At 38.5% G+C, this 23,718-nt stretch carries 20 protein-coding genes; 2 read left to right on the plus strand and 18 right to left on the minus strand.

All coding sequences use genetic code 11. The features are described 5' to 3' along the window. Positions 1–123 precede the first annotated feature (123 nt). Positions 124–1,128 carry a catabolite control protein A gene (ccpA, locus tag ACKVEV_RS11240; protein WP_402920258.1) on the minus strand — a complete coding sequence of 335 codons (1,005 nt, stop codon included), beginning with the start codon at positions 1,126–1,128 and terminating at the stop codon, positions 124–126. Positions 1,129–1,304: 176 nt separating this feature from the next. Beyond that, positions 1,305–2,390, minus strand: a complete 1,086-nt coding sequence (locus ACKVEV_RS11245; RefSeq protein WP_401009080.1) for a bifunctional 3-deoxy-7-phosphoheptulonate synthase/chorismate mutase — start codon at positions 2,388–2,390, stop codon at positions 1,305–1,307. Positions 2,391–2,562: 172 nt separating this feature from the next. On the opposite strand from ACKVEV_RS11245, the gene ACKVEV_RS11250 reads away from it, so the two are divergent. Then, positions 2,563–4,719 (plus strand): cell division FtsA domain-containing protein, encoded by a 2,157-nt coding sequence (locus ACKVEV_RS11250; RefSeq protein WP_409370446.1) that lies wholly within the window; start codon positions 2,563–2,565, stop codon positions 4,717–4,719. A 70-nt stretch (positions 4,720–4,789) separates the two neighbouring features. Here the strand turns inward: ACKVEV_RS11250 and ACKVEV_RS11255 are convergent, their stop codons facing one another. The 9 genes from ACKVEV_RS11255 to ACKVEV_RS11295 form a co-directional block, all read right to left on the minus strand. Further along, entirely contained in the window at positions 4,790–5,299 is a 510-nt protein-coding gene (locus ACKVEV_RS11255; RefSeq protein ID WP_409370447.1) for a YtxH domain-containing protein, read from the minus strand. A gap of 133 nt (positions 5,300–5,432) precedes the next feature. Further along, positions 5,433–5,939, minus strand: a complete 507-nt coding sequence (locus ACKVEV_RS11260) for a DUF948 domain-containing protein (protein WP_409370448.1) — start codon at positions 5,937–5,939, stop codon at positions 5,433–5,435. 113 nt (positions 5,940–6,052) lie between these two features. Beyond that, complete coding sequence (gene murC, locus ACKVEV_RS11265; protein WP_409370449.1) at positions 6,053–7,366, minus strand: UDP-N-acetylmuramate--L-alanine ligase; 1,314 nt, start codon at positions 7,364–7,366, stop codon at positions 6,053–6,055. Between the two features lie 222 nt (positions 7,367–7,588). Continuing rightward, positions 7,589–10,918, minus strand: coding sequence for a DNA translocase FtsK (locus tag ACKVEV_RS11270; protein WP_409370450.1), 3,330 nt, complete (start codon positions 10,916–10,918; stop codon positions 7,589–7,591). A 210-nt stretch (positions 10,919–11,128) separates the two neighbouring features. Continuing rightward, positions 11,129–11,743 (minus strand): YtpR family tRNA-binding protein, encoded by a 615-nt coding sequence (gene ytpR, locus ACKVEV_RS11275; RefSeq protein WP_409370451.1) that lies wholly within the window; start codon positions 11,741–11,743, stop codon positions 11,129–11,131. Further along, positions 11,740–12,564 carry a DUF1444 domain-containing protein gene (locus tag ACKVEV_RS11280; RefSeq protein ID WP_409370452.1) on the minus strand — a complete coding sequence of 275 codons (825 nt, stop codon included), beginning with the start codon at positions 12,562–12,564 and terminating at the stop codon, positions 11,740–11,742. Before ACKVEV_RS11280 ends, ytpR begins: the two co-directional genes overlap by 4 nt. 72 nt (positions 12,565–12,636) lie before the next feature. Next, entirely contained in the window at positions 12,637–13,155 is a 519-nt protein-coding gene (locus ACKVEV_RS11285; protein WP_409370453.1) for a hypothetical protein, read from the minus strand. Between the two features lie 94 nt (positions 13,156–13,249). Then, positions 13,250–13,771: a DUF84 family protein gene (locus ACKVEV_RS11290; protein ID WP_409370454.1), complete on the minus strand. Its 522-nt coding sequence runs from the start codon at positions 13,769–13,771 to the stop codon at positions 13,250–13,252. A gap of 58 nt (positions 13,772–13,829) precedes the next feature. Next, positions 13,830–14,906 carry a M42 family metallopeptidase gene (locus ACKVEV_RS11295; protein ID WP_409370455.1) on the minus strand — a complete coding sequence of 359 codons (1,077 nt, stop codon included), beginning with the start codon at positions 14,904–14,906 and terminating at the stop codon, positions 13,830–13,832. Between the two features lie 166 nt (positions 14,907–15,072). On the opposite strand from ACKVEV_RS11295, the gene ACKVEV_RS11300 reads away from it, so the two are divergent. Then, positions 15,073–15,387 (plus strand): hypothetical protein, encoded by a 315-nt coding sequence (locus tag ACKVEV_RS11300; RefSeq protein WP_409370456.1) that lies wholly within the window; start codon positions 15,073–15,075, stop codon positions 15,385–15,387. Positions 15,388–16,101: 714 nt separating this feature from the next. On the opposite strand, the gene ACKVEV_RS11305 is transcribed toward ACKVEV_RS11300, so the two are convergent. From ACKVEV_RS11305 to dat, 7 genes are all read right to left on the minus strand, one after another. Next, on the minus strand, positions 16,102–17,328 hold the full coding sequence (locus ACKVEV_RS11305; protein ID WP_409370457.1) for an ATP-grasp domain-containing protein: 1,227 nt from the start codon (positions 17,326–17,328) through the stop codon (positions 16,102–16,104). 100 nt (positions 17,329–17,428) lie between these two features. Continuing rightward, the gene (locus ACKVEV_RS11310; protein ID WP_409370458.1) at positions 17,429–18,457 is read right to left on the minus strand and encodes a PTS transporter subunit IIC; all 1,029 of its coding nucleotides are present in this window, start codon (positions 18,455–18,457) and stop codon (positions 17,429–17,431) included. A 548-nt stretch (positions 18,458–19,005) separates the two neighbouring features. Continuing rightward, on the minus strand, positions 19,006–19,869 hold the full coding sequence (locus ACKVEV_RS11315) for an MBL fold metallo-hydrolase (RefSeq protein ID WP_409370459.1): 864 nt from the start codon (positions 19,867–19,869) through the stop codon (positions 19,006–19,008). Between the two features lie 11 nt (positions 19,870–19,880). Continuing rightward, positions 19,881–20,531, minus strand: coding sequence for a tRNA (guanosine(46)-N7)-methyltransferase TrmB (gene trmB, locus ACKVEV_RS11320; protein ID WP_409370460.1), 651 nt, complete (start codon positions 20,529–20,531; stop codon positions 19,881–19,883). 76 nt (positions 20,532–20,607) lie between these two features. Further along, the gene (locus tag ACKVEV_RS11325) at positions 20,608–21,561 is read right to left on the minus strand and encodes a diacylglycerol/lipid kinase family protein (protein ID WP_409370461.1); all 954 of its coding nucleotides are present in this window, start codon (positions 21,559–21,561) and stop codon (positions 20,608–20,610) included. A gap of 3 nt (positions 21,562–21,564) precedes the next feature. Beyond that, entirely contained in the window at positions 21,565–22,572 is a 1,008-nt protein-coding gene (locus ACKVEV_RS11330) for a nuclease-related domain-containing protein (RefSeq protein WP_409370462.1), read from the minus strand. A gap of 178 nt (positions 22,573–22,750) precedes the next feature. Further along, positions 22,751–23,605 (minus strand): D-amino-acid transaminase, encoded by an 855-nt coding sequence (gene dat / locus ACKVEV_RS11335; protein WP_409370463.1) that lies wholly within the window; start codon positions 23,603–23,605, stop codon positions 22,751–22,753. Positions 23,606–23,718: the final 113 nt, after the last annotated feature.

The following is a 23,718-nucleotide window of genomic DNA, read 5'->3' on the forward strand; positions in this document are numbered from 1 at the left end:
TTAAAGCTATAATCCAAACTTATGCTTTACCTTTTTGCCTTTTCCACCAAAGCTTTGTTGCAAGCACATATTTTCCCATAAAAAAAACACGCAAATCCTACCATGAGATTTACGTGTTTTTTGTTATTTACTTTTCACAGATTGTCGATGTTCGATACGGTGCGGTAAGATTACCGCTTCGTCTTCTACAGGCTCTTTATTCATAAGCTTTGTCAATAATCGCATTGCTACAGCGCCAATATCATATAGGGGCAGTGCAACACTTGTCAGCTGCGGGCGGACCATACGAGCCAACTTCGAATTTTCAAAACTAATGACCTCAATATCTTCTGGCACATTTTTGCCAGCATCCTGCGCACCGTGAATTAAGCCAATCGCAAGTTCATCGCTTCCTGCAAAATAAGCAGTCGGAGGGTTGTCTAAAGCAGATAATGTTTCCCAAGCCTCTAAGCCCATATCATAGCTTGATTCTTCTGCCGCAATTAGTGATTCATCTATACTTATGCCTGCATCTTGCAGCGCTTTTTTATAAGCTTCAAGCTTGAATTTACCATTAATTGTATAAGTAAGCGGCCCAGTTACAAAGCCGATTCGCGTATGACCGTTTTGAACGAGTAACGAAATTGCTTCATAAGCTGCCTGGAAATAATCGATATTAACAGTGGCAATTGTTTGTGATTCATCTACAGAACCTGCAAGAACAATTGGCACAGGCGAATGATCCATTGATTGTTGCATTTTCTCTGTTACTTCATCACTCATCATGACAATACCGTCTACCTGTTTACCTAGCATTGTATCTAACAGCTGTAGCTCTTTATCTTCATGTTGATCTGAGTTGGCAAGAATAATATTGTATCGATACATTGTCGCAATGTCCTCAACACCACGTGCCAGCTCCGCATAAACATTATTTGCAATATCTGGGATAATCACGCCAACTGTTGTCGTTTTCTTACTTGCTAACCCTCGCGCTACTGCGTTCGGACGATATTCTAATCGTTCAATTACTTCTAATACTTTTTTTCGTGTCGCTGGTTTTACATTTTGATTACCATTGACTACACGAGAAACCGTTGCCATCGAAACATTCGCTTCTCGTGCAACATCATAAATTGTAACAGTCATCGTACGTGCCTCCCTTTTTCCTTTTATAGCCTTATCATACGATAATTTTCGCTCCATTTTCAAGAAGAAGTACGTACACGAAATGAAATACCAAGTACAAATAGTACTATTATAGACATTTTTTTGTCACGATATAGTAAACACCGCCTGCTTATTGCGCAAGCGGTGTAAAATCATTATGCGTGAATTTCATGATTCTTCATGAATTTTTGTAGCGTTTCGTAGAATGCATCGAATGTTGGAATATCCATTTGTTGTTGAGAATCTGAAAGTGCTACAGAAGGATCTGGATGCACTTCTGCCATTACACCATCTGCACCGATTGCAATTGCAGCTTTTGCACATGGTAATAATAAGTCACGTCGACCAGTTGAGTGTGTTACATCGACGAATACTGGTAAGTGTGTTTCTTGTTTTAAAATAGGTACAGCTGAAATGTCTAATGTGTTACGTGTTGCTTTTTCGTAAGTACGAATGCCACGCTCACAAAGGATAATGTTTTCATTGCCTTTAGACATAATGTATTCTGCTGCATGAATGAACTCATCAATCGTTGCTGCTAAACCACGTTTTAATAGCACTGGTTTGTTTGTTGCACCCGCTGCTTTTAATAACTCGAAGTTTTGCATATTACGAGCACCGATTTGAATAACATCAATATAATCAAGCGCTTCTTCTAAATGACCAGGTGTAACAATTTCCGTAATAACACCTAAACCGTATTCTTCCGATACACGCTTTAAAATTTTTAATCCTTCTAAACCAAGACCTTGGAAGTCATATGGAGAAGTACGAGGTTTGTAAGCACCACCACGGATTAATTTTTCACCTTTAGCTTTAATAGATGCTGCAACGGCTGCTACTTGCTCGTAAGACTCAACTGCACAAGGACCAAATACGAAAGATGGTTTTCCTTGGCCAATCAGCTCACCGTTAATATTGATGACAGTATCTTCTGATTTTTTCTTACGTGATACAAGTAGTTCTTTCTTTTTATCAGCTTCAAGTTGTTTTAATGCTGTTTTAAAGATTTGTTTAAAAATATAATCAACCGTCATTTGGTTTAATGGACCGTGATTGTGTTCTTTAATTAGATCTAGCATATGTCGTTCGCGTAATGGATCATAGCGATTAACACCTTGTTTTTCTTTAATTTTACCGATTTCATCTACTACAGCTGCACGTTCGTTAATTAAACGAAGAATCTCTAAGTTTAATCCGTCAATTTGACTACGTAAGCTTTCTAAATCCTTTTGGCTCATGCTTCTTGCTCCTCTCCCCATGACAGACACTTTCAGAACTCTGAAATGTATGTTACATTTTTAGATATTAGCATCATTATAATCAATGTTGTTCAGATTGTCACGCATTTTTAATTTAGCGCTTCAACTCGCTAAATTATTTTGAGATATATCAAGAAAGGAAGCGATTACATTGAGTTCAAAATTATTTGCACTTGATATCGGTACACGTTCTGTTGTTGGCATTATATTAGAAGAAAATAACGACCATTTTCATGTACAAGATATATTAGTAAAAGAACACAAAGAACGGGCCATGGTAGATGGTCAAATACATAATGTCATGTATGTGGCTGAGTTAATTACTGAAATTAAACAACAGCTGGAAGAAAAGCATGGACCTTTATCAAAAGTAAGTGTCGCTGCTGCAGGTCGGTCATTAAAAACGGAACAGGCAAGCGTGACGCTTAATATTCGTAACCGCCCTATTTTCACTGAAGAAGATATAAGTCGCTTAGAGTTACAAGCTGTTCAACAAGCACAGCAACAGCTTTTACAACATAAAGAGGATACTAAAACAAGCCATTATTATTGTGTTGGCTATTCCGTACTTTATTATCGCCTAGATGGTGAAGAAATCGGTAGCCTTCTAGATCAACAAGGTGATGAAGCCCAAATCGAAGTCATTGCGACTTTCCTGCCACGTGTTGTCGTGGAATCACTGATTGCCGCCTTAAAACGTGCGAATTTGGAAATGGATGCTCTTACACTAGAACCGATTGCGGCCATCAATGTCTTAATCCCCCCTACAATGCGCCGTCTAAATGTTGCGCTGGTGGACATTGGCGCTGGTACATCCGATATTGCCATTACTGACAAGAGTACCGTTGTGGCCTATGGCATGGTACCGACAGCAGGCGATGAAATAACCGAAGCACTTAGTGATCATTATTTACTTGACTTCCCGGTTGCTGAAGAAGCGAAGCGCCAACTACATAGTGCTGAGGAAATTTTAATACAAGATATTTTAGGCTTCGATCAATACTATCCTAAAGCAGAAGTGCTTACGGCCATTGAGCCGGCTGTAAAACAACTTGCAAAAGCGATCGGGGAAGAGATATTACGTCTGAATAATCGTACTGCTCCTAAAGCCGTAATGCTTGTTGGCGGTGGTAGTTTAACACCGAATTTAACAACGGAGATTGGCCTCGTGCTGAATTTACCAGCAAACCGAATAGCGGTACGCGGTGTCGATGCCATTCAAAATTTAACGAAGGAGGAGCATATTAAAGCCTCCCCTGAATTAGTAACACCAATTGGCATAGCCATTGCAGCGAAGAAAATGCCGATACAATATATGAGCTTAACGGTCAATGAACAAATTGTACGCCTATTTGAATTAAAGGAAATGACAGTTGGCGATGCCTTTTTAGCTGCCAATATTCGAGCTAAACAATTATATGGCAAACCTGGCCATGGTTTATCCATTAGTGTGAACGGACAAGATATTTTTATACCTGGTGGCCACGGTCAACCAGCACAAATTTTAGTTAATGGTCAACAGGCCTCTACTAAAACGATCATTAAAACAGGCGACGCCATTTTGCTTATTGAAGGCCAAGATGGTCATCCTGCCACTGCTACAGTTCAAGATATTGTGGACCAAGCGGTGACTAAAACGGTAACTATTCAAGATACGAAATATATCGTTGAACCTAAAATTACTGTTAACGGTTCGCCGGTATCAATGGATACGGTTTTAAATGATCGTGATAGTATCGTGTTTGACATAGCTGAAACCGTAGAAGATATTTTTAAAGCTACAAATAATACAACTATGCTAAAGCAATTTGAGTCGTATGTCATTTACGTCGATGGCAAACCACTATATGTACCGACGTTTTCTGCAAATTTATTAATAAATGGAAAACCAGGTAAACTGACTTATGCTGTACAACATAACGATGTTATCACTTTTTCGCAACCAGCTCTCCCAACGGTTCAGCGAATAGCCGATCATCTGAATGTTTTGCTTGAGGACAAAATTATCATTCATTTCCAACAGGAGCTATTAGAGCTGAAAAAAACGACGAATGAAGTGCTTGTGAACCAGGTAGTTATGTCGCCACTCTCTACTGTTCCAAATGGCGCGACGGTTGCTATTCTTGAAAAAGACCGAAGTCCTTGGGTTTACCAAGATGTTTTTCGCTTTTCTAATTGGCAGTTACCTACATCCTTTAAAGGCAATTTTAAAATCCTACGCAACGGACAGCTCGCAACGTTTGACACTGAAATTTTCGGTGGCGATCGATTAGAAATTGTACTTGAAGAAGCTCCTTTATCATTGTAATAATGCAAAAAGTGTTAGATTGATTGCAGTCAATCTAACACTTTTTCTTTACGATGTAATTTCTTTTATTTTAAGCACGAACTTCTTGTGCTTTGTCTTTTTCTTCAATCGTTTGCTCAGATGTGTCTAGAGCATCCTCTTTTTTTGAATCAACATCATTGATATAGTCCTCTAACGGCTCTTCCCCTTCGAAAGAGACAGTACCATCATCAAAAACAGTTGGTGCTTTTGCAGATTTAAGTGTTTTCACTTTTTCTACTAATTGCGAAGATTGCTCTTGAATTTGTTTGGATAGTTGAACAGTTTTATCTTTCGCAGTTGTTGAAAAATCAGCACTCTTATCTTTTAAATTAACTGCTTGCACTGCCACATCACTACGTAAATCTTTCCCTGATTTCGGAGCCAGTAGTAGACCTGCAGCTGCACCCACTATACCCCCAACTAACGCGCCAATGACGAAATCTTTCATATTTACACGCTCCTCTTCATAAATCGATTCTTGCGGATTATAAAGCTGTGGCAATGTACTTTCTAGTTGTTGTTCCTTCACTTCGTTAAAGTTTGGCTTTTGTGTAGTCATGGACAATTCCTCCCATTTTATAATCTAATGCGCCTAGACAAATGTATTTTTCTTGTTCGTAAAACACAGCAATATTCGCCTAAGGCTTTATTTATATTCAGCAGGCTTGAAGAAAGCACCTGCTAAATAATAATTATTTTTTGCGACCCCATTTTCTTTTCGGCTTGTCCGCTTGAACTGCCTCAAAACTATATACGTCCTCAGGCATTATTTCTTGTGCCTGCTCAATCACTTTACGCTTCTTCCACTTATCTGCAATGCCCATTGCCACATTGCTCCATTGAACAACTTGCGCAATTTTTTCTTCGTTTTGTTCAACGCTTTTCGAGATTGATGAAGTAATTTGCTGTACGGATGCATTTAAACCATTTACAGATTCACCCATGCCTTTCACTGCATGGACAACTGTATTTAGCTGTTCAGATTTTTGTTGAATGTCTTCAGCTAGGCTATTTGTTTTAATTAACAAAGAAGTCGTTTCACGAGTAATTCCTTCCATTTGTTTCTCAATACCAGATAATGTACCAGATAAGCTGTTAAGAATTGATTTGAGCGAAAATAATGTCATACTGACACTTACACACAAAATTAAAAAACCGATTGCTGCTATAATTGCTGCAATATACAAAATGACTTCCATAAATAGACCTCCTGCTAGTAATATTTCTCTCTTTACTATTACTTACCTTATCTTCGACAAATAAAACTTAAATCCTTCTATAATTTGAGAAAAAACAGCTTATTCCTTGCGGATTAAGCTGTTTCATTGTTCTTTAATACATCTTCAAAGGCATCTTGGAACTTATGAACATCGCCAGCGCCCATAAATAAAAATACGGCGTCTTTATGCTTCGTTAAGACATCAATACCTTCTGTTGTAATGACAGCGCTCCCGTCAATAAGAGAAGCTAAATCTTGAATTGAAAGTGCACCTTGTGTTTCCCTTGCAGAACCAAAGATATCACATAAGTAGGCTGTATCTGCCAAACTTAGGCTGTCTGCAAAGTCTTGTAAAAATGCTTGTGTACGAGTGAATGTATGTGGCTGGAATATAGCGACTAATTCACGTTCAGGATATTTTTGTCTTGCCGATTGAATCGTTGCACGAATTTCCGTCGGATGGTGTGCATAATCATCGATTAAAACATGATCCCCAATATTCGATTCTGTGAAACGTCTTTTTACACCTTTATATGTGTTTAAACGTTCTTGAATAATTTCAGATGAAATACCTTCATATTGGCAAAGTGTAATAACAGCTAATGTATTCAACACTGCATGGTCGCCAAATAATGGGATAAAGAAAGTACTATAAAATTCATTGCGCACAAACACATCAAATGTTGTACCTTCTGTTGTTTTTTCAACGTTACGAGCCTCAAAATCATTTTCTGCTCCGAATCCGTAATAAACGACAGGTACTTTCGCTTGGATACGTTGTAGATGCTCATCATCGCCACATGCGATAATTGCTTTTTTCACTTGTAATGCAAGTGATTGAAAGGCAGCATAAACATCTTCAATGTTTGCAAAGTAGTCTGGATGATCGAAATCAATATTCGTCATTACTGCATAGTCAGGATTATAGGCTAAAAAGTGTCGACGATACTCACATGCTTCCATGACAAAGAAGTTCGCATCTTCATGTCCTGCACCTGTACCATCTCCGATTAAATATGAAGTTGGTTTATAGCCACCTACAACATGTGCCATTAAGCCGGTTGTAGATGTTTTACCATGTGCGCCCGTAATGGCAATGGATGTGTAATTGCCAATATACTCACCAAGAAATTTGTGATAACGAATAATTTCTACACCAATTTCACGTGCTCGCACTAATTCAGGATGGTCATCAGGAAAAGCGTTCCCTGCTATTACGGTCATACCTTCTTTAATATTATCCGCATTAAATGTAAAAATTGGAATATTTCGTTCGCGCAACGGTTGTTCCGTAAAGAAATATTTATCAATATCTGAGCCCTGTACTTGTTCACCAGCATCAAACAAGATTTGTGCAAGCGAACTCATGCCAGAACCTTTAATGCCTGTGAAATGAAAAACTGTCATTAATTAAACCCCCCGGGAAATACAATATCCCATCTATCATCTATTAGGTGTATCGTATTTTGTACTAGGTATTAATACCTTTAGACGTACAGAAAAATACGTACTATGTTAAAACATCTTGTCTATTATAGCACTATTTATGCACAACGATAAATGTGCAACTTTTCTAAAAAAACTAATTTCGACGAAAGTCAGATAATCTTTACGAAAATACCGCAATTCTTATTCAAACATAGCAATTAAATCTTGTTCGGTAATATAACTTTCACGCGGTTTACTGCCTCTTGCCTCTGATACAAAACCGTGCGATTCCAGCATATCAATTAAGCGTGCAGCACGATTATAACCGATATGATACTTGCGTTGAATAAGAGATGTCGAAGCTCCACCCGCTTCATAAACAAAGCGACAGACATCTTCAAACAGATCATCTTGCTCTGCCGTAACTTCTGACTTCTTTAAAAGTTCCTCTTGATCAAAAATATAATCTGGTTCACCTTGCTCACGCACATGATCAATAATTGCTTCTATCTCATCATCTGTTACAAACGTTCCTTGTAAACGTACAGGTGCAGACATGCCATTACCTAAATATAGCATATCGCCACGTCCAAGTAATCGCTCTGCCCCTTGCCCATCTAATATTGTACGCGAATCGATTTGTGAAGATACCGCAAAGGCAATTCGTGTAGGAATATTGGATTTAATAAGACCTGTGATAACATCTACAGAAGGTCTTTGTGTTGCAACAATTAAATGAATACCACAAGCACGTGCTTTTTGTGCAATACGACAAATCGCTTCCTCAACATCTGCTGGCGACATCATCATTAAGTCAGCTAACTCATCGATAACAATTAAAATATACGGTAATTTTAAGCTATGCTCATTATTTTTATCTGCTAACGCATTATAACGTGTAATATCACGTGCGCCAGCATGCGCAAATAATTGATAACGGCGCTCCATTTCCTCTACTGCCCATTTTAACGCAGCTGTTGCAGCCTTTACATCTGTAATAACTGGGCTAACTAAATGCGGAATATGATTGAAAGGCGCAAGCTCTACCATTTTCGGGTCAATCAGCATTAGTTTTAATTCATGTGGTGCAGCTTTATATAATAAACTCACCAAAATGGAATTGATACAAACGGATTTTCCTGAACCCGTTGCACCGGCGATTAAACCGTGTGGCATTTTGCGTAAATCAATTGTGACAGGCTTCCCTGTTAAATCTAAACCTAACGCTGCCTCTAATGGTGAGTCCGATTCAAGGAATGAAGCGCTATTTGTCACTTCCGATAAACGAACAGCACGTGATACGCGGTTAGGAATTTCGATGCCGATTGAGCTTTTTCCTGGAATCGGCGCCTGTATACGAATATCCTTCGCAGCTAAAGCTAATTTTAAATCATCTGCCAAGTTACGAATTTTACTTACCTTCGTACCATGACTGACTGTAATTTCAAATTGTGTTACGGCTGGTCCTTGCATAATCGATTCAATTTGGGCTGACACTTGGAAATAAGATAATGCTTCTACTAGTGTGTCCCCTTGTTGCTCCATCCACTCCGTATCCTGCGTTTTCTCTTCTGGCGGTTCTAAAAAATCATCCGTCGGTTTTTGATAGACATGGACAGGCTTTAATGGTTTCGATTCTTTTTCTAAAGATTCGCCTACCTCAGCAATTGGCAATACAGCTGTAGAGTTCCCCTCTACTTCGGTCGATTTTTCTTCATCGAATTGAATCGCAACCGTTTCTTCTCGCTGTTGCACATATGGCACATTATTGTACATAGTTGCTGATAATTCTTCATCTGCCTCAACTTTTATGGCTGGACCTTCTGATGGTAACGCATCTTCTTCAACTATAGAAGCTGATGCTTCTTCGTCTGCCTCAACTTTTAGAGCTGGACCCTCTGATGGTAACGCATTTTCTTCAACCTTCGTTGATAGACCTTCTTCGACTGTCTCAGGCACATTTGCTGTCTTTTCTTCTTGAGGGTATTCGTTTTCTAATACCGTTGCTGCTGTTTCGTCAAAGGAAGTACTTTCGAATGTCGGCAAACGTGTCATTGTAGCAACAGGGGCCATTGTAATAACAGAAATGCCCTCAGATTCTACCTCTTCTATCTCGGTCGATGCTGACATTTCACTAGCCTGCTCCACTTCTACAACCGCTGTCGACGCAACAGCTTCAAGCTCATTATGAGAAAGTGCCGTATCACGTTGTTGTTCTTCAACAGTAGCTGACGATAGCGATTTTAATTGCTGTGCAATTCGCCATTTTTCTTTATCTGTTTTTAGCATTAGGACATTAAACGGAATGCGGCTCTTCTCTTGTTTTACAGTTGTTTCTTCTACTACGGCTTGTTGTTCTTCCTCGTTCGTTGGCTGAACAACTGTCACTTCCCCAATATGAATCGTGGAATTCTCTATTTGTAATTGTTCCACAACGACTTCTTTTACATGAATTTCTGATTGATCAGCTGATATTTGATCGACAGCAAGCTCTTGCTGAACAGCTTCTTTAATTTGCTCTTCAAAATTTACAGCAAACGATGTTGTTTGTGGGATAGGTAGCTCCATTTTTTCTTCCACTGGCATCACACTTTGCTCAACCGCTTCAACTTCCTCAAACGTAATCGGTTGCTTCGGTGTCACTTCTACTGGTGCTTTCTCCGTTAGCTGGCTGTGCTCCGTCATGTCAGTATCAGCGAATGTTATTGGTTGTTTTACTTCTTCTGCTGACGGGCTTTGCTCAGTAGCAGTCACTTCCTCCACAACACTCGGTTGCTTCCATATCGCTTCCCTATGAGGTCGTATATCAAGCTGTTCGCGTACATCATGAAAGGCTTTAATAGGCTCTTTTTCTTCTAGTATATTTTCAACCGGCTCATTTGTTGTCGCTTCTTTTGTAAACGCAGTCATAGAAGGCGTTTCAGCTTCGTGCTCTTCCTTACGTTTATTTAATAACTGCTCAATTGGACTAGGTTTAGCAAAACCATAAACGGGCGAAGGAACATCCGTCGGTACGAAACGTTTGCGATTTTGTTGTAACAGGTCGTCCGTTTTAATTTCCTGTTTTACAACGGGTTCTTTTTTTACAGGTTTCGCTTCAAGTTGTGCATCTCGAAAAACCATACTTGCTTTTGTCGGGTATTCTTGCTTTGGCTGACTTCGTGTCGTCGTCGTTCTACCAGTCCGTTTTGAACGACTTTCTAATAATTCACGTATACCAGATACCTCTATATCATACACACGCGAATCTGCCATTCGATGATCTAAATGTTTCGGTAAAGTTAACTCTTCTATTTGGCCATAAGAGTCGTCCATTTGGTTAAACATTTCCTTGGACTGAGAAGCTGAAGGCAGCTCTTCTCCGTCATCGATTAAAGGGAAGCGAAAAGTTTTTTGTTTCGTTGCTTGCGGCATTTCGTTTAATGGCTCTCGCTGATTAGGTAGCTCCTCATACTCTTCTTCATAATATTCATCATATTCTATGTCATCTCTATTTAAAAATTTATCAATCTTCTTTTTAAACCAATTCACGTTGTTTCACTCATTTCTCTTACACTTCATTTATAGCATTGTCGAAGTTTTGGTTATCAAAATTGCCTATTAAAACTATGTACAATGTCCACATCAAAAAGCATACCATAAAAATGATATAGAAACTCGTATTTATAGGCTCAAACAAGACAAAAAATCGTTATACCACCAGCTATTGGTAGTATAACGATTTTTGGAAAACATATTTAATTAACGAGTTGGTGTTTCAAACGCGCTACCAACTACAGCATCCTCAGGTAAAATTAAAATCCCTTTTTCTGAAGGTGCATTTGGAATAGCTAATTCACGTGCTGAACATAGCATACCAAATGAATCTACACCACGTAAATTTCCTTCTTTAATAAGCATACCTGAAGGCATGACAGCTCCAATTTTTGCAACGACTACTTTTTGTCCAGCCTCAACATTTGGTGCACCGCATACAATTTGTAGTGTTTGCTCGCCAACATTGACAGCACAAATATTTAATTTATCAGCATTTGGATGCTTTTCCTTTGTTTCTACATAGCCGACAACAAATTTTGGTGAGAAATCGACATCCAGACTAATCGCAGCGCCATTTTTTTCAATAGCTGCTTCAAGTTGCGCAACAAATTCTGGTGTCAAATCAACATTACCTTGTGCCTCTACTTGCACATACTTGCTTGCATTAAATAAGTTAAATGCTTTGATTTCTCCTGTTTGGGCTTCTTTTAAAATGGCGATATCACCAGCACGTTCTACTTCTGTTTTGACAATTGCCTCTGTAGCTAATTGAACTAATAAGACATCTCCTACATGCTCTTTGTTGTAAAATACATTCATTGTTTTTCTTGCTCCTTTTTTACTCTGTTTTTTGCTAGTATAAAGATCGGCTCTAGTTCCCCATCTTCATAAATAAATGATAATGACGTAATTGGTACTGTTCCCACAGTAAAGAAATGCATCGTCATCTGTGCTAATACATCATACCCTGTTTCATTGCGAATATCACCTAGTATTAATACATCTTGATGAGGTACGGATACCGTCATGTCACCTTCAATTTTTGTGCGCATTTCTTTTAAAAAGCTTTCGTTCAATATACGACTAGCATCATAGCCGTCATTGGCATTGACAAAGTAAAAGACATTGCCAGCTACTTCATCTTTCTTATAAACAGTCGGTAACTGTTTAACGGAAAATCGTGCCATTTCTCGAATTTGCTCCACTGTTAATTGTAATGTTTCCAACATTGATTCATCAATAAAGCGATACGTTTGGCCCAAATCGAGCGCATAAAAAATACGTGTCTCAGCCGTATGCTCTGTTGTAATAAATGCATGTCCTTCTTTGGAAGCTTTCGGATAAGAAGTTGCACGAATAACCGGATAAATTTGCCCTGACTCTTTAAATCCTTGTTCCTGCTCTTTTTCCATGGCCGTAAAAGTTTGCTCAATCGTATAGACAACTTCGGCGATGGCAGCTTCTTGTTTCTCATTATATTTTGCTAAAATACCTGGTAAGGAAAGCTCCATCCCTTTGCCTATTTTTTTATGATTTAAGCGTAATTTATCTTGCTTTTTATCATATTGAAAATCAAATTTTTCCTCACTTAACTGCTTTTTTAGTAGGGACACAAGTTGTTCTGATTTTATTTGTTTCAATTCGCTCACGTCCTTTCTTCATAATGAAACGGCTCACATTTGTGTGAACCGCTTTTAGTCTAAACGATGCAATTATTTAATCTTAACTGAATGAACGATTTTCGTCATCTCATGAAGATTATTTTCAATATCATTTGCTTGTGAAATGGTCGTCATTTTAACTCCACCACAGCTGACAATTAACTCAAATTCATCGTTGTTCTCAGTTTTAGATACAGCGGAAAAACCGAAAATGCCATCCTTTTCATAGGTCGTTTCCTGAATGACTTTCTTTGTGCTATCTTCTTTTAGCAAATTATAATACAGCTTGCTATCAGCTTTTTCATTATCATTGATAAAAAGAATATACGAATCCGTTCCTTTTGATATTAAAATATTATAGGCATCTGAACTATCATCAATGTTGAATTTTGACGGTAAATAAAGTTGAATATGACCAATTTCGTCAGTATACGCTTCTGGCTCTTCTGCAAATACCGTTTCTGTTAATTGAAGACCGCTCGCTATTTGTTCATCAACAGATTGATTACAGCCTGACAGCCCCAATAGTATTAGCATTAAACCTAGTGCTCGTAGCCGTGCATAAGACATTGCTATCTTCCTTTCGTTGCTAACTATTTTTTATTTTAAAAAAATTCTAGTTAAGTTGCAATATCACTGCTCCATTTTCACTAGTTCAAAGACACTATTTCCGACCTAATGTGAACAAATATTGTCCGACAAGCAAAGCGACAATATGCTCAAACATTGACTGACGCGTCACGATTCCTTGTGTGAAAATACCTACTGCCCCGGCACCTTGGCGAATATCTAAACGTTGTGTGTAATGTTCCATAACAGGGCCAAGCTCCTTACCTGCTCTTATTTCCTGGGCAATTTCCTCGGGTAATCGAATTTGTGCACCTGCAGCGGTAAATATTGTGCCGTCAGCCAATATTAGTGCGCCCCAGTTACAGACATACATTTCCCCTGCTATTTCAGTGACGCCTCCTTCTAGGCCAAAGGATAGTGCAGCTCCTGTAGCAGTAGAAGTATTGTTAGCCCGATTCATCGCTCCTAATCTCGTTTCTTCTGTCGTCATTGGTTGGTCAGAAACTTGTGAAGCGGCTTTAAAATATGTAAAAGTTACTTTTTCAAAATACTGATTAACGATTGCTTCAACAGCTTGGGTTTTCGCTTTATTCGTTGTGCCAATTGCTATTTCCATTTAAATCCCTCTTTCTTTACATAGAAAAAGATGCCCTAATAGGCACCTTTCAATTTACTTATACATTAGCGCGAATTGTTTCTAATGTCGAACGATCAGCTTTTTTCACTAATTCTACGATTAATGCTTTTGCCGCTGCATAGTCATCAATGTGAATGATGGATGCTGACGTATGAATATAACGTGAGCAAACACCAATAACCGCACTCGGTACGCCGTCATTCGATGTATGTACACGACCTGCATCCGTACCACCTTGTGATACAAAATACTGATATGGAATATGATTTGATTCGGCTGTATCTAAAATAAACTCACGCATACCGCGATGCGTTACCATCGTGCGGTCAAGAATTCGTAATAATGTACCTTTACCGAGTTGACCAAATTGATTTTTATCGCCAGACATATCATTCGCAGGAGATGCATCTAAAGCGAAAAATAAATCAGGTTGTATCATATTCGCTGATACCTGTGCGCCGCGCAATCCAACTTCTTCCATAACGTTCGCACCAGAATATAAATGAGAAGCTAATTTTTCGTTTTTCACTTCTTTCATTAATTCAATCGCCAGACCACAGCCATAGCGGTTATCCCATGCTTTTGCCATAATTTTTTTCGGATTAGCCATTGGCGTAAATGGACATACCGGAATAATCGACTGACCTGGACGAACGCCAAGAGCAATCGCATCCTCTTTATTGTCAGCACCAACATCAATAAGCATATTATTGATTTCCATTGGTTTTGCACGTTCTGCATCTGTTAGTAAATGCGGTGGAATCGATGAAATCACACCTGGAATTGCACCATTTTTCGTGTAAACTTCAACACGTTGTGCTAGCATCACTTGGTTCCACCAGCCACCTAGTGTTTGAAAACGAATTAATCCATTATCTGTAATGGATGTTACCATAAATGCTACTTCGTCCATATGACCTGCTACAAGAATTTTAGGTGCATCTGTCACTTCACTATGTTTAACACCAAAAATACCACCTAAATGATCTTGAATAACCTCATCTGAGTACTTTTGTAGCTCTGTACGCATAAATGCTCGTACCGCATGTTCATTACCCGGAGCGCCCGGTAATTCCGTTAATGTTTTAAATAATTGTAATGTTTCCTCATTCATGTTGACTCTCTCCCCACGAAGTAGAATTTTCTTCCTTGCTTATTGTATCATAATTATTTCAGAAGTCGAAATATTGATATATTTCATAAAAGTCCTTTGCAATGAACGTGCATTCACTCTTTGTGCTATGCTAAAATAGAGCTATAGGAAAAGGAGGAAAATACCCATGAAATTACGTGATTTTTTAATTGGTGTTGCAACAGGCCTGGCCGCGGCAGTCATTATTAAAGAAGCCAGTGAAAAAGTTTCTCCGTATGTACCCGCAGGACAAGTACTTGAAAACATAAAAAAGGAATTTAAAAAAGATGCGCCAATAGACGGTTCTTGGATTTATATGAAAACAGATAATTTCACGAATGGTTTTATGACGATTCCCGTTTATCGAGGTGGTATTTCACGCATGCACGAAGGTGAAATGCAAACATTCGAGTTCGCAGCCGACGCACGCTCTGGCGTTGTCGTAGAATTAACGCAAGTCTAACATAATAAACTAGATTAGCATGTGGACATTCAGATAAGATGTCTCCACATGCTATTTTTTTATTATTTAGTGATGGGTGCCCACTGCTGGGGCTTCGCGGAATTACACACTTGCTTCGCGGAATTCACCCCTTGCTTCGCGGAATCCACCCTTTGTTTCGCGGAATTCTCTCCTTGCTTCGCGGAATTCTCACCTTGTTTCGTGGAATTCTCACCTTGCTTCGCGGAATTCACCCTTTGCTTCGCGGAATTCTCTCCTTGCTCCGCGGAATTCTCTCCTTGCTTCGCGGAATCCAACCCTTGCTCCGCGGAATCCAACCCTTGCTCCGCGGAATCCAACCCTTGCTTCGCGGAATTCTCCCCTTGCTTCGCGGAATTCACCCTTTGCTCCGCGGAATCCTCACCTTGCTTCGCGGAATCCAATCCTTGTTTCGCGGAATTCACCCTTTGCTCCGCGGAATTCTCTCCTTGCTTCGCGGAATCCAACCCTTGCTTCGCGGAATTACACACATGTTCCGCGGAATTCTCACCTTGCTTCGCGGAATTCTCACCTTGCTTCGCGGAATCCAACCCTTGCTTCGCGGAATTCTCACCTTGTTTCGCGGAATTCAACCTTTGCTTCGCGGAATTCTCTCCTTGCTTCGCGGAATTCTCACCTTGCTTCGCGGAAACAAATAAAAGGAGGTATATTTGTTATACCTCCTTTTTATCCGTCTTATTCTTCTAGCCCTTTATTATTGAAATACTTTTTGTATTTACGATAATAGTTTAAATTATTTAGTGTAAGTTTTACCCAACGCTTAGCATTCATGTCCTTATTGAAGTATAAGGAATTGGTATACTTGCCTTCACGAATCAGTTTTTTCGCTTCAAGCTTTAACTTTTCGTTGGATGCGTATTTAAATAGCACACCTTTCGGAATAATCATCCACAAATGCTTGTCTTCTACATATGTTAACTGCTGTTCAATATTTAACATATGATCATCCGCTACATATTTCATTAAATTATGTCCGCTTGCCGTTACATAGTAGCTTGAGCGTCCGTTACGCAAATTAATTTCAAATAGCTTATATTGCTTATCACGAATATCATATTTCATATCGAAATTAGCAAAGCCTGTATAACCGATATCCTCTAAAAAGTGGCGAACTTGATCCATTAGCTCTTTATCGTATGTTGTAACAATTGCTGCATAGCTACCGATACCTTCTGGCGAATGCTCTTCTAATATCGGATTTCCTAAGCACATCAACTTCACTTTACCATCTTTCCCGACATATGCATTTAAAACACGCATATACGAATCATCGCCTGGAATAAATTCTTGAATAATCATTGTATCTTGATAAGTGGAGCTATAAATTGCTTTTAAAATAGCCGTTTTTTCTGCTTCATCATGTGCAACGAATACCTTTTTCTTGCCAGGGAATTTACATGCCCAATACTCTACTGAATTGGATGCTTTAATAATAATTGGGTAGTCGAATGGCGGTGTGAAGTTTTGATAGTTTGCAGCTGTCACTGTCGTTGTCCCAGGATACTTAAAGTCGTACTTCTCACACATTTTATAGAAGTTTTCTTTCAATAAAATTTCATCCATCAATGACTCATCAATATATGGTACTGTAAAATGCTCCACTAGAGCCGGTTTGTTTTTAATGATAAGCTTTGCATAATCATCGCCACAAGCAAGTAGCAGTAATTTCTTATCAGCATATTGTTTGGCGATTTGTGCCAATGCTGGTGCAAATACGTCCTGTTCATTTAAGCGATCAATTTCTTTAAATTCTAAAATATGGCTATCTTGTGTTGCTGTTAAATGTGAACGTCCTAATACAAGTGGCTTAATGCCGTATGCTTCATAAAATGCTCGTGCCATGCCGTATGCATTCATATCTGATCCTAATAATACTGGTAAAAATGGTTGCTCCGTTGCCATTGTTTATTTCAACTCTCTTTTGTGTTTTAGTATAGCTTTTAGTGTATCATATTTTCCAAAATGTTCACGAAAAAAAAGCCCCCATACGGAGACTTTTCCATTATTCATAGTGTACTTTGTAATCTTCAGACGTAATCCATTTCAGTTTCATCGAGAAGATGCGTAGTAAAATAACATTTAATAGAATTGGTAAGGCGATAAATAGTGTAATCGCTACAGTTAGTGTATATGGTGTCCATCCTACTAAACTTAAATATTTCAGAGGACCTACAAAGCCCCCTAAGCCGAAACCAGCGCTATACGGAGTTCCCACAATTTCAAACAGACCTGCTAGTGCCCCTAGTATACCTGCTGTAATAATCATCGGAAACGCAATTTTTGGCTTCATAAAAAAATTACGCATTTGAATTTTGGCAGATGCTACATGTGCTATAGCTGTCCCAATATTATTTGCTTTATAACTCGCAATACACATTCCTACACCAGATGCACAAACACCAAGATTGGCAGCACCCGCTCCGATACCGGATAGCATAATGACCGTCGCTACACCGATTGTCGAAATGGGTGAAATAATTAAGATAGAGAAGATCATAGCAATTAAAGCACCCATAACAACTGGCTGTAACGTTGTTAAATGTTCGATAATTAGACCAACATAGCCTGAGCCCGTTCGCACAAATGGTAAAACGGCATTGCCAATCAAACCTGGAACGAACATCGCAAGTGCAGGCATTAACAGTAGTGTAAAGTCTTTTAGCTTATTACCTAGAAATTGCACAAATAGTACCGCTAAAGCTGTCGTAATCCCTATATTAATAACAACTCCAATACCAGCAATGGTAATTCCCGCATCCGCATCAAATGTATAGACACCACTTCCGACAAATGCAGCTAGTCCAACGCTACATGTTTGCACAGGCGTTAATTTAAAGCAAATGCCTGTCATCACGCCAATAATGACAGGTAATAGACTCATGGCTAAGACAGATGTATTTAAAATAATCTCTAACTGAGGTACGTAAGGAATAATAAGTTTTAATATTTCTCCTACTAATGCATTAGGAATTAAACAAACGACAATTCCCATACTCATACCGGTCAGTACATTATTAATAAAATTTTTCATTGTATTTCATTTCCCTTCTGACAATATAACGCTCGTTGATGTTATCTTAGTATATTAATTTCGTATTAATCAGTCAATATTAAATATTCAGAATATTACATACTAAAATTGGTAAACAGCATATTATATTCATAGTCAGAAAGTAGCCGTTTTCAACTAGCTGAATAATGCAAAAATAATATTTCGAAATACTAACGAAAAATCCAAGTTTACACTTCTGCAATCGTTGATTTCCGCTACAGGCGGACGCTTTCCGCGGGAGTCGTCGTAGTTTTTTACTTAGTATCAAAACGCTTTATAGCAGCGCTTTTCCTTCCAATAGTAACTGGCACTTCGCAAAGAGAACTCTTCTAAAGCGCAAAAATTCACTTCGCTTTCCGCTCAGCACACCGTAAGCTGCAACCCTCGCTAACAGCGCGGATGCCCGCATCTTATCATACGATTTACATAAAAAAGACTATAGGCAACCTCCAAATTTCTTTGTGGTTGCCTATAGTCTTGCATTTGTTCATTAAAAAGTCTCATGTGTTAAGCATATGTCTTATAAATTAAAATGTAATAACAGCCTGTCTGCTGCGCTCTAACTTGTCTACAATTTCCTTGCCTGATGCATCCCATTTAATCATACGGTAATACGCATCATGATAGAAAATAAAACTGTAGCCATTTGCTAACGCTTCTTTCATAAGGCGTTCCTTGGCAAACACACTCGTCATTGGATAATCGTCATAGGCAAGTACCCATAATGGATTTTGATGCGCATGTGTCGGCATAATATCTGCCATATGCAGCAAGACCTCACCATTTTGCGTTAATTTAATAATGGCATGTCCATCACTATGACCGCCTGTATGAATCATCTCAATGCCAGGAGCTACTTCTAACGTATCTTCATATGTTTCTACTAAATGCTGTACGGGCTCCCAATTTTCTTTCCAGTACGTATTTTTCGAGCGAATATTCGGTTCACGCATTTCATCCCATTCAATTTTTGTTACATAAATTTTAGCATTTGGGAATGTCGGGACTAATACTTCGCCTTCCCATTGCGTAAGGCCACCTGCATGATCGAAATGTAAATGCGTCATTAACACTGCATCTATATCGGCCGTTGTTAGACCTAGTTCTTGTAAACTCTCAGCAAGCGTCGATTCTTCTGTTACGCCATAGTTTCGTAATTGCTTTTCATTTAATTTGTTAAAACCGACACCTGTATCAATAATATAGTTTTTCCCATTATATTGAATTAAAATTGGCTCTGTCGGTAATTCAATTTGATTTTTGTCATTTACTGGATATTTGCGCGACCAAAGTGGTTTTGGTACTACGCCAAACATTGCACCGCCATCAAGGCAAGTGACACCCCCGTTTAGCCATGATAATGACATGTCGTGAAACTGTAACTGATCCATCCATACTCCCCCTACTGTTTTGTAATAAATTGCGATTCTAAACGATAAATCGGCTGTCCTTTAGCAGAAAATTTCTGCTCATATTCTGTCATAATATTATCTTCTGGCATATTTGCATGTAGGTCGAGTGATACATACTTCAGTAACATACCGTATTCAGACATACTAATTAATGAATACTCAAACAGACCACGGTTATCCGTTTTAAAATGAATTTCCCCATTATCCACTAGAATCGACTCATATAATTTCAAAAAACCCTCGTGCGTTAAACGACGCTTTGCATGGCGTGATTTTGGCCAAGGATCTGAGAAATTCAAATACACGCGGTCGACATCATTTTTTGCAAAAAATTTATTTAAATCTGCGCCATTTACTTTTAACAAACGTAAATTCGCTGGAGATTTAGCTTCTAAAATGTTTTCTAATGCGCACACGATTACGCTATCATAAAGCTCAATACCGATATAATTGATATGTGGATTTTGCAGTGCCATGCCAGTGACAAATTGACCTTTCCCTGTACCTACTTCAATGTGTAAAGGGTGATCATTGCCAAAAACAGCTTGCCAGCTTCCTTTAAAGTCTTCAGGATTTGGAATAATCACCTCTGGATGATTTGTAATCATTTCCTCAGCCCAAGGCTTATTTCTTAATCTCAATTTTCTTCCTCATTTCTTAATGGTGTAATGATTGATTTTTTATAGTATAACGTAAAAACGCCACTTTCGCATAAAATTATTGCGAAATGACGTTTTTTGAATTTTCCAATGTTATACAATTCCATGCTTGTTGTTGCACTGTACAATGCACAATCGTATCCTGTCCAATGGCACCAATATAGTTACCATCTGTATGACAATCAATATTTTGACGATGCACTATAATGTCAAAATGATCACTTTGTAAAAAAGAGATTGCTCGAAAGTTTGTATGCTTTTCAAAAAAGACAGTAGCGAAAATGAAAAGTAGCTTTATTCTTGAAATATTGTGTACAATAGTTAATTCTATTTTGCTATCATCCGCTTTCGATTTTGGTGAAATTTTCATACCACCGCCAAAAAATGGTTGATTGCTTGTCGCAACAAACCATACATTTTGATAGTGAAGCTTTTGACTGTTTGTTTGAACGGTTACATCAAAACAGGTAAAGCGGAATAGCCCTCGAATAACTGCAGCAGCATAGGATAGCTTCCCTAGTCCTATTTTATTGAAATAGTATTTTAGCCGAGATTTATTAATGTATTTTGTCACATAGGCATCAAAGCCGAGACCTGCATTATTGACAAACACCTCTTGTTGCATGCCTCCAAGCTGAAGCTTACCGATATCCATTGAAGCACATAACATGTCAGTTGCTGCATATGCTTCGATTTGTTTGGCATTTTTAAATGTGGGAAAAAAACGTGCAAAATCATTTCCAGAACCTGCACTTACTACACCAACTACTACTGCATGATTATGTACAATGCCGCTTATTACTTCATGAACTGTCCCATCCCCACCAACAATAATTATTAACTTTTTGGTGTCGTCTTGTTGTGCCCAGTGATTGGCAATTTCTTGTCCATGCCCTTCATATTGTGTAATCGCGACTTCGTAGTCGATGGTTAATTGCTGCTGCAATCTATGCCAAACAGTTTTCCCTTTGCCATTGCCCGCACTTTCATTGACAATAAATAATACATGCATCCTTTAGTCCTCAACTTTTGTAGATGTTTGTTGCCAAATATCGCGATTAAATGATGTTGTTTGCACATTATTTAAAATGGTCTGTGCCGCTCGAATTTGCATATGTTTCATCGGTGATGCGACATTTTTTAACGTGTGCATCCATTCATTGTAATTGCGACGATCCACCAATCGCACATTAAATGGTGAGCCTGGGTAATCAAAATAGCCATTACGTGTTAAGATCACTTTGCGTATCGGCATATCTACTTGATCTTGCTTAAATAATTGGGATAATACGGATTCCATCCGGCTTAAATTGATCATCGGATTGAGTATTTTCGCATCTTTTGTTCCTACTTTTTTCAACCAAAAGCGGTCACTGCCACCTACATAAACTGCTTGATTCTCCGTTTCCAGTACCGTAATACAAATACATTCTGTTGGAGACATTAATACAACATCCAACTCGATTGGTGCTTTTCTCACTTGTAAAATCGGATAATAGAAAACTAAATAATTATCCGGCAAGTTTTGTAGCAATGTACGCAACAAAGAATCACGCATAAAGCGAGGATCTACATATGATTTTTCTCGTAGTGTAGAGCTTGCCCATTTCATTTGGAAATGAAAAAATTGATCGATAAACATCCGTTTTAGCTCATGAATAGATTGAGGTGCGTAGACAATATTCGGTTCAAATGATAAAGTCGTTTCTTCTTCTGGAATTTCATCTTCTTCCTCCGCAAATTCATTTGTCCCATCGATTTGCTCAATATCTTCTTGCACTTCTTCTTTTTGACGTCCTGTGAAGATTTTTTTAATGAATGAAAATCGCTCTTTTTCTTCAAAGACATCATTGTCTTTGTCATTCTCAGTATGTTGCCATTCTGTAATATCTTCTCCAGATTCCCATTGACGTTTAATTCGATCCCATTGACTTTTCTTTAAGCGAACAAATTGAGTTGGGTATCGAGCTAAATCAATTTGATAGCGTGAAATATAGTCTTGTATTTTCACTAATTGTGCCATGTTTTGGTCACTCCAATCTTACTGCCCCATATCAACATTGCCCCTTCGTAGAGGCTCTCCTTTTTATTTTACATGACGTTTCAGGAGAATACATGCATATTTTGCTCTATAAAAAAGAGCTAGCCTAGTCGCTCGGCTTTTCACCGAGTTTTAGGTAGCTCTTTATAATCACGCATTATTATTTAGCGTTGATTGAAAGTGGTAATTTCGCCTCAAATGCTTTTTGTAATTTACGAGTCCACTCACCAGGAACCCCTGCACCAATTTGACGACCATCTACATCGATAACCGGTGTTACTTCAGATGAAACAGATGACACGATAATTTCATCCATTGCTAGTAAATCGCCTTTCGTCATCGGCTCTTCGATAACTGGTAAATTAATTTCTGCAGCACATTTTAAAATAACTTGGCGTGTAATACCATTTAAGATGTAGTTATTTGCTGGGTGCGTATACAATTTCCCGCCTTTAATACCATAAACGTTTGCAGATGAACATTCTGTTACCGTATCACCACGGTGTAAAATGGCTTCATAGCAACCTTTTTCAGATGCCTCTTGCTTCGCAAGTACTGCCCCAAGTAAATTTAAAGACTTGATATCACAACGTAACCAACGAACATCTTCAACTAATGTTGCTTTAACACCTTTTTCAAAATTCTCAAGTGAACGTTCGCCAGCTTTCACATTCCCTGTTAAAACAGCTGGTACGCTAGCATCCGGGAAAATGTGGTTGCGTGAAGTCGTACCACGTGTAATTTGAAAATAAACATGACCTGTATCTAAGTTATTTTTTTCGATTAAATCATGTAGCAATTTGTGTAAAACGTCTTTTGTATAAGGAATGACAAGTCGAATTTTTTCGGCACTAGCATAGAAACGATCGATGTGTTCTTGTGCTGTGAACATATTGCCGTTATATACTTTAATTACTTCGTAAATGCCATCTCCAAATTGATAGCCACGGTCTTCTGGTGAAATTGTAATAGATCCTTCTTCAACGATTTGATCATTCCATAATGAGTATGCCATGTTAAACATCCTTTTCATTTTTGAGTTGTTTTTTCGCATTTACGGGTACGATGATTCCCATTACACAATAAAGTAAGACTAGAGTAGGGAATCAAAGACCATTGTGAGTGACA

The sequence above is a fragment of the Lysinibacillus sp. 38-6 genome, assembly GCF_046245175.1.
Classification (GTDB): domain Bacteria; phylum Bacillota; class Bacilli; order Bacillales_A; family Planococcaceae; genus Lysinibacillus.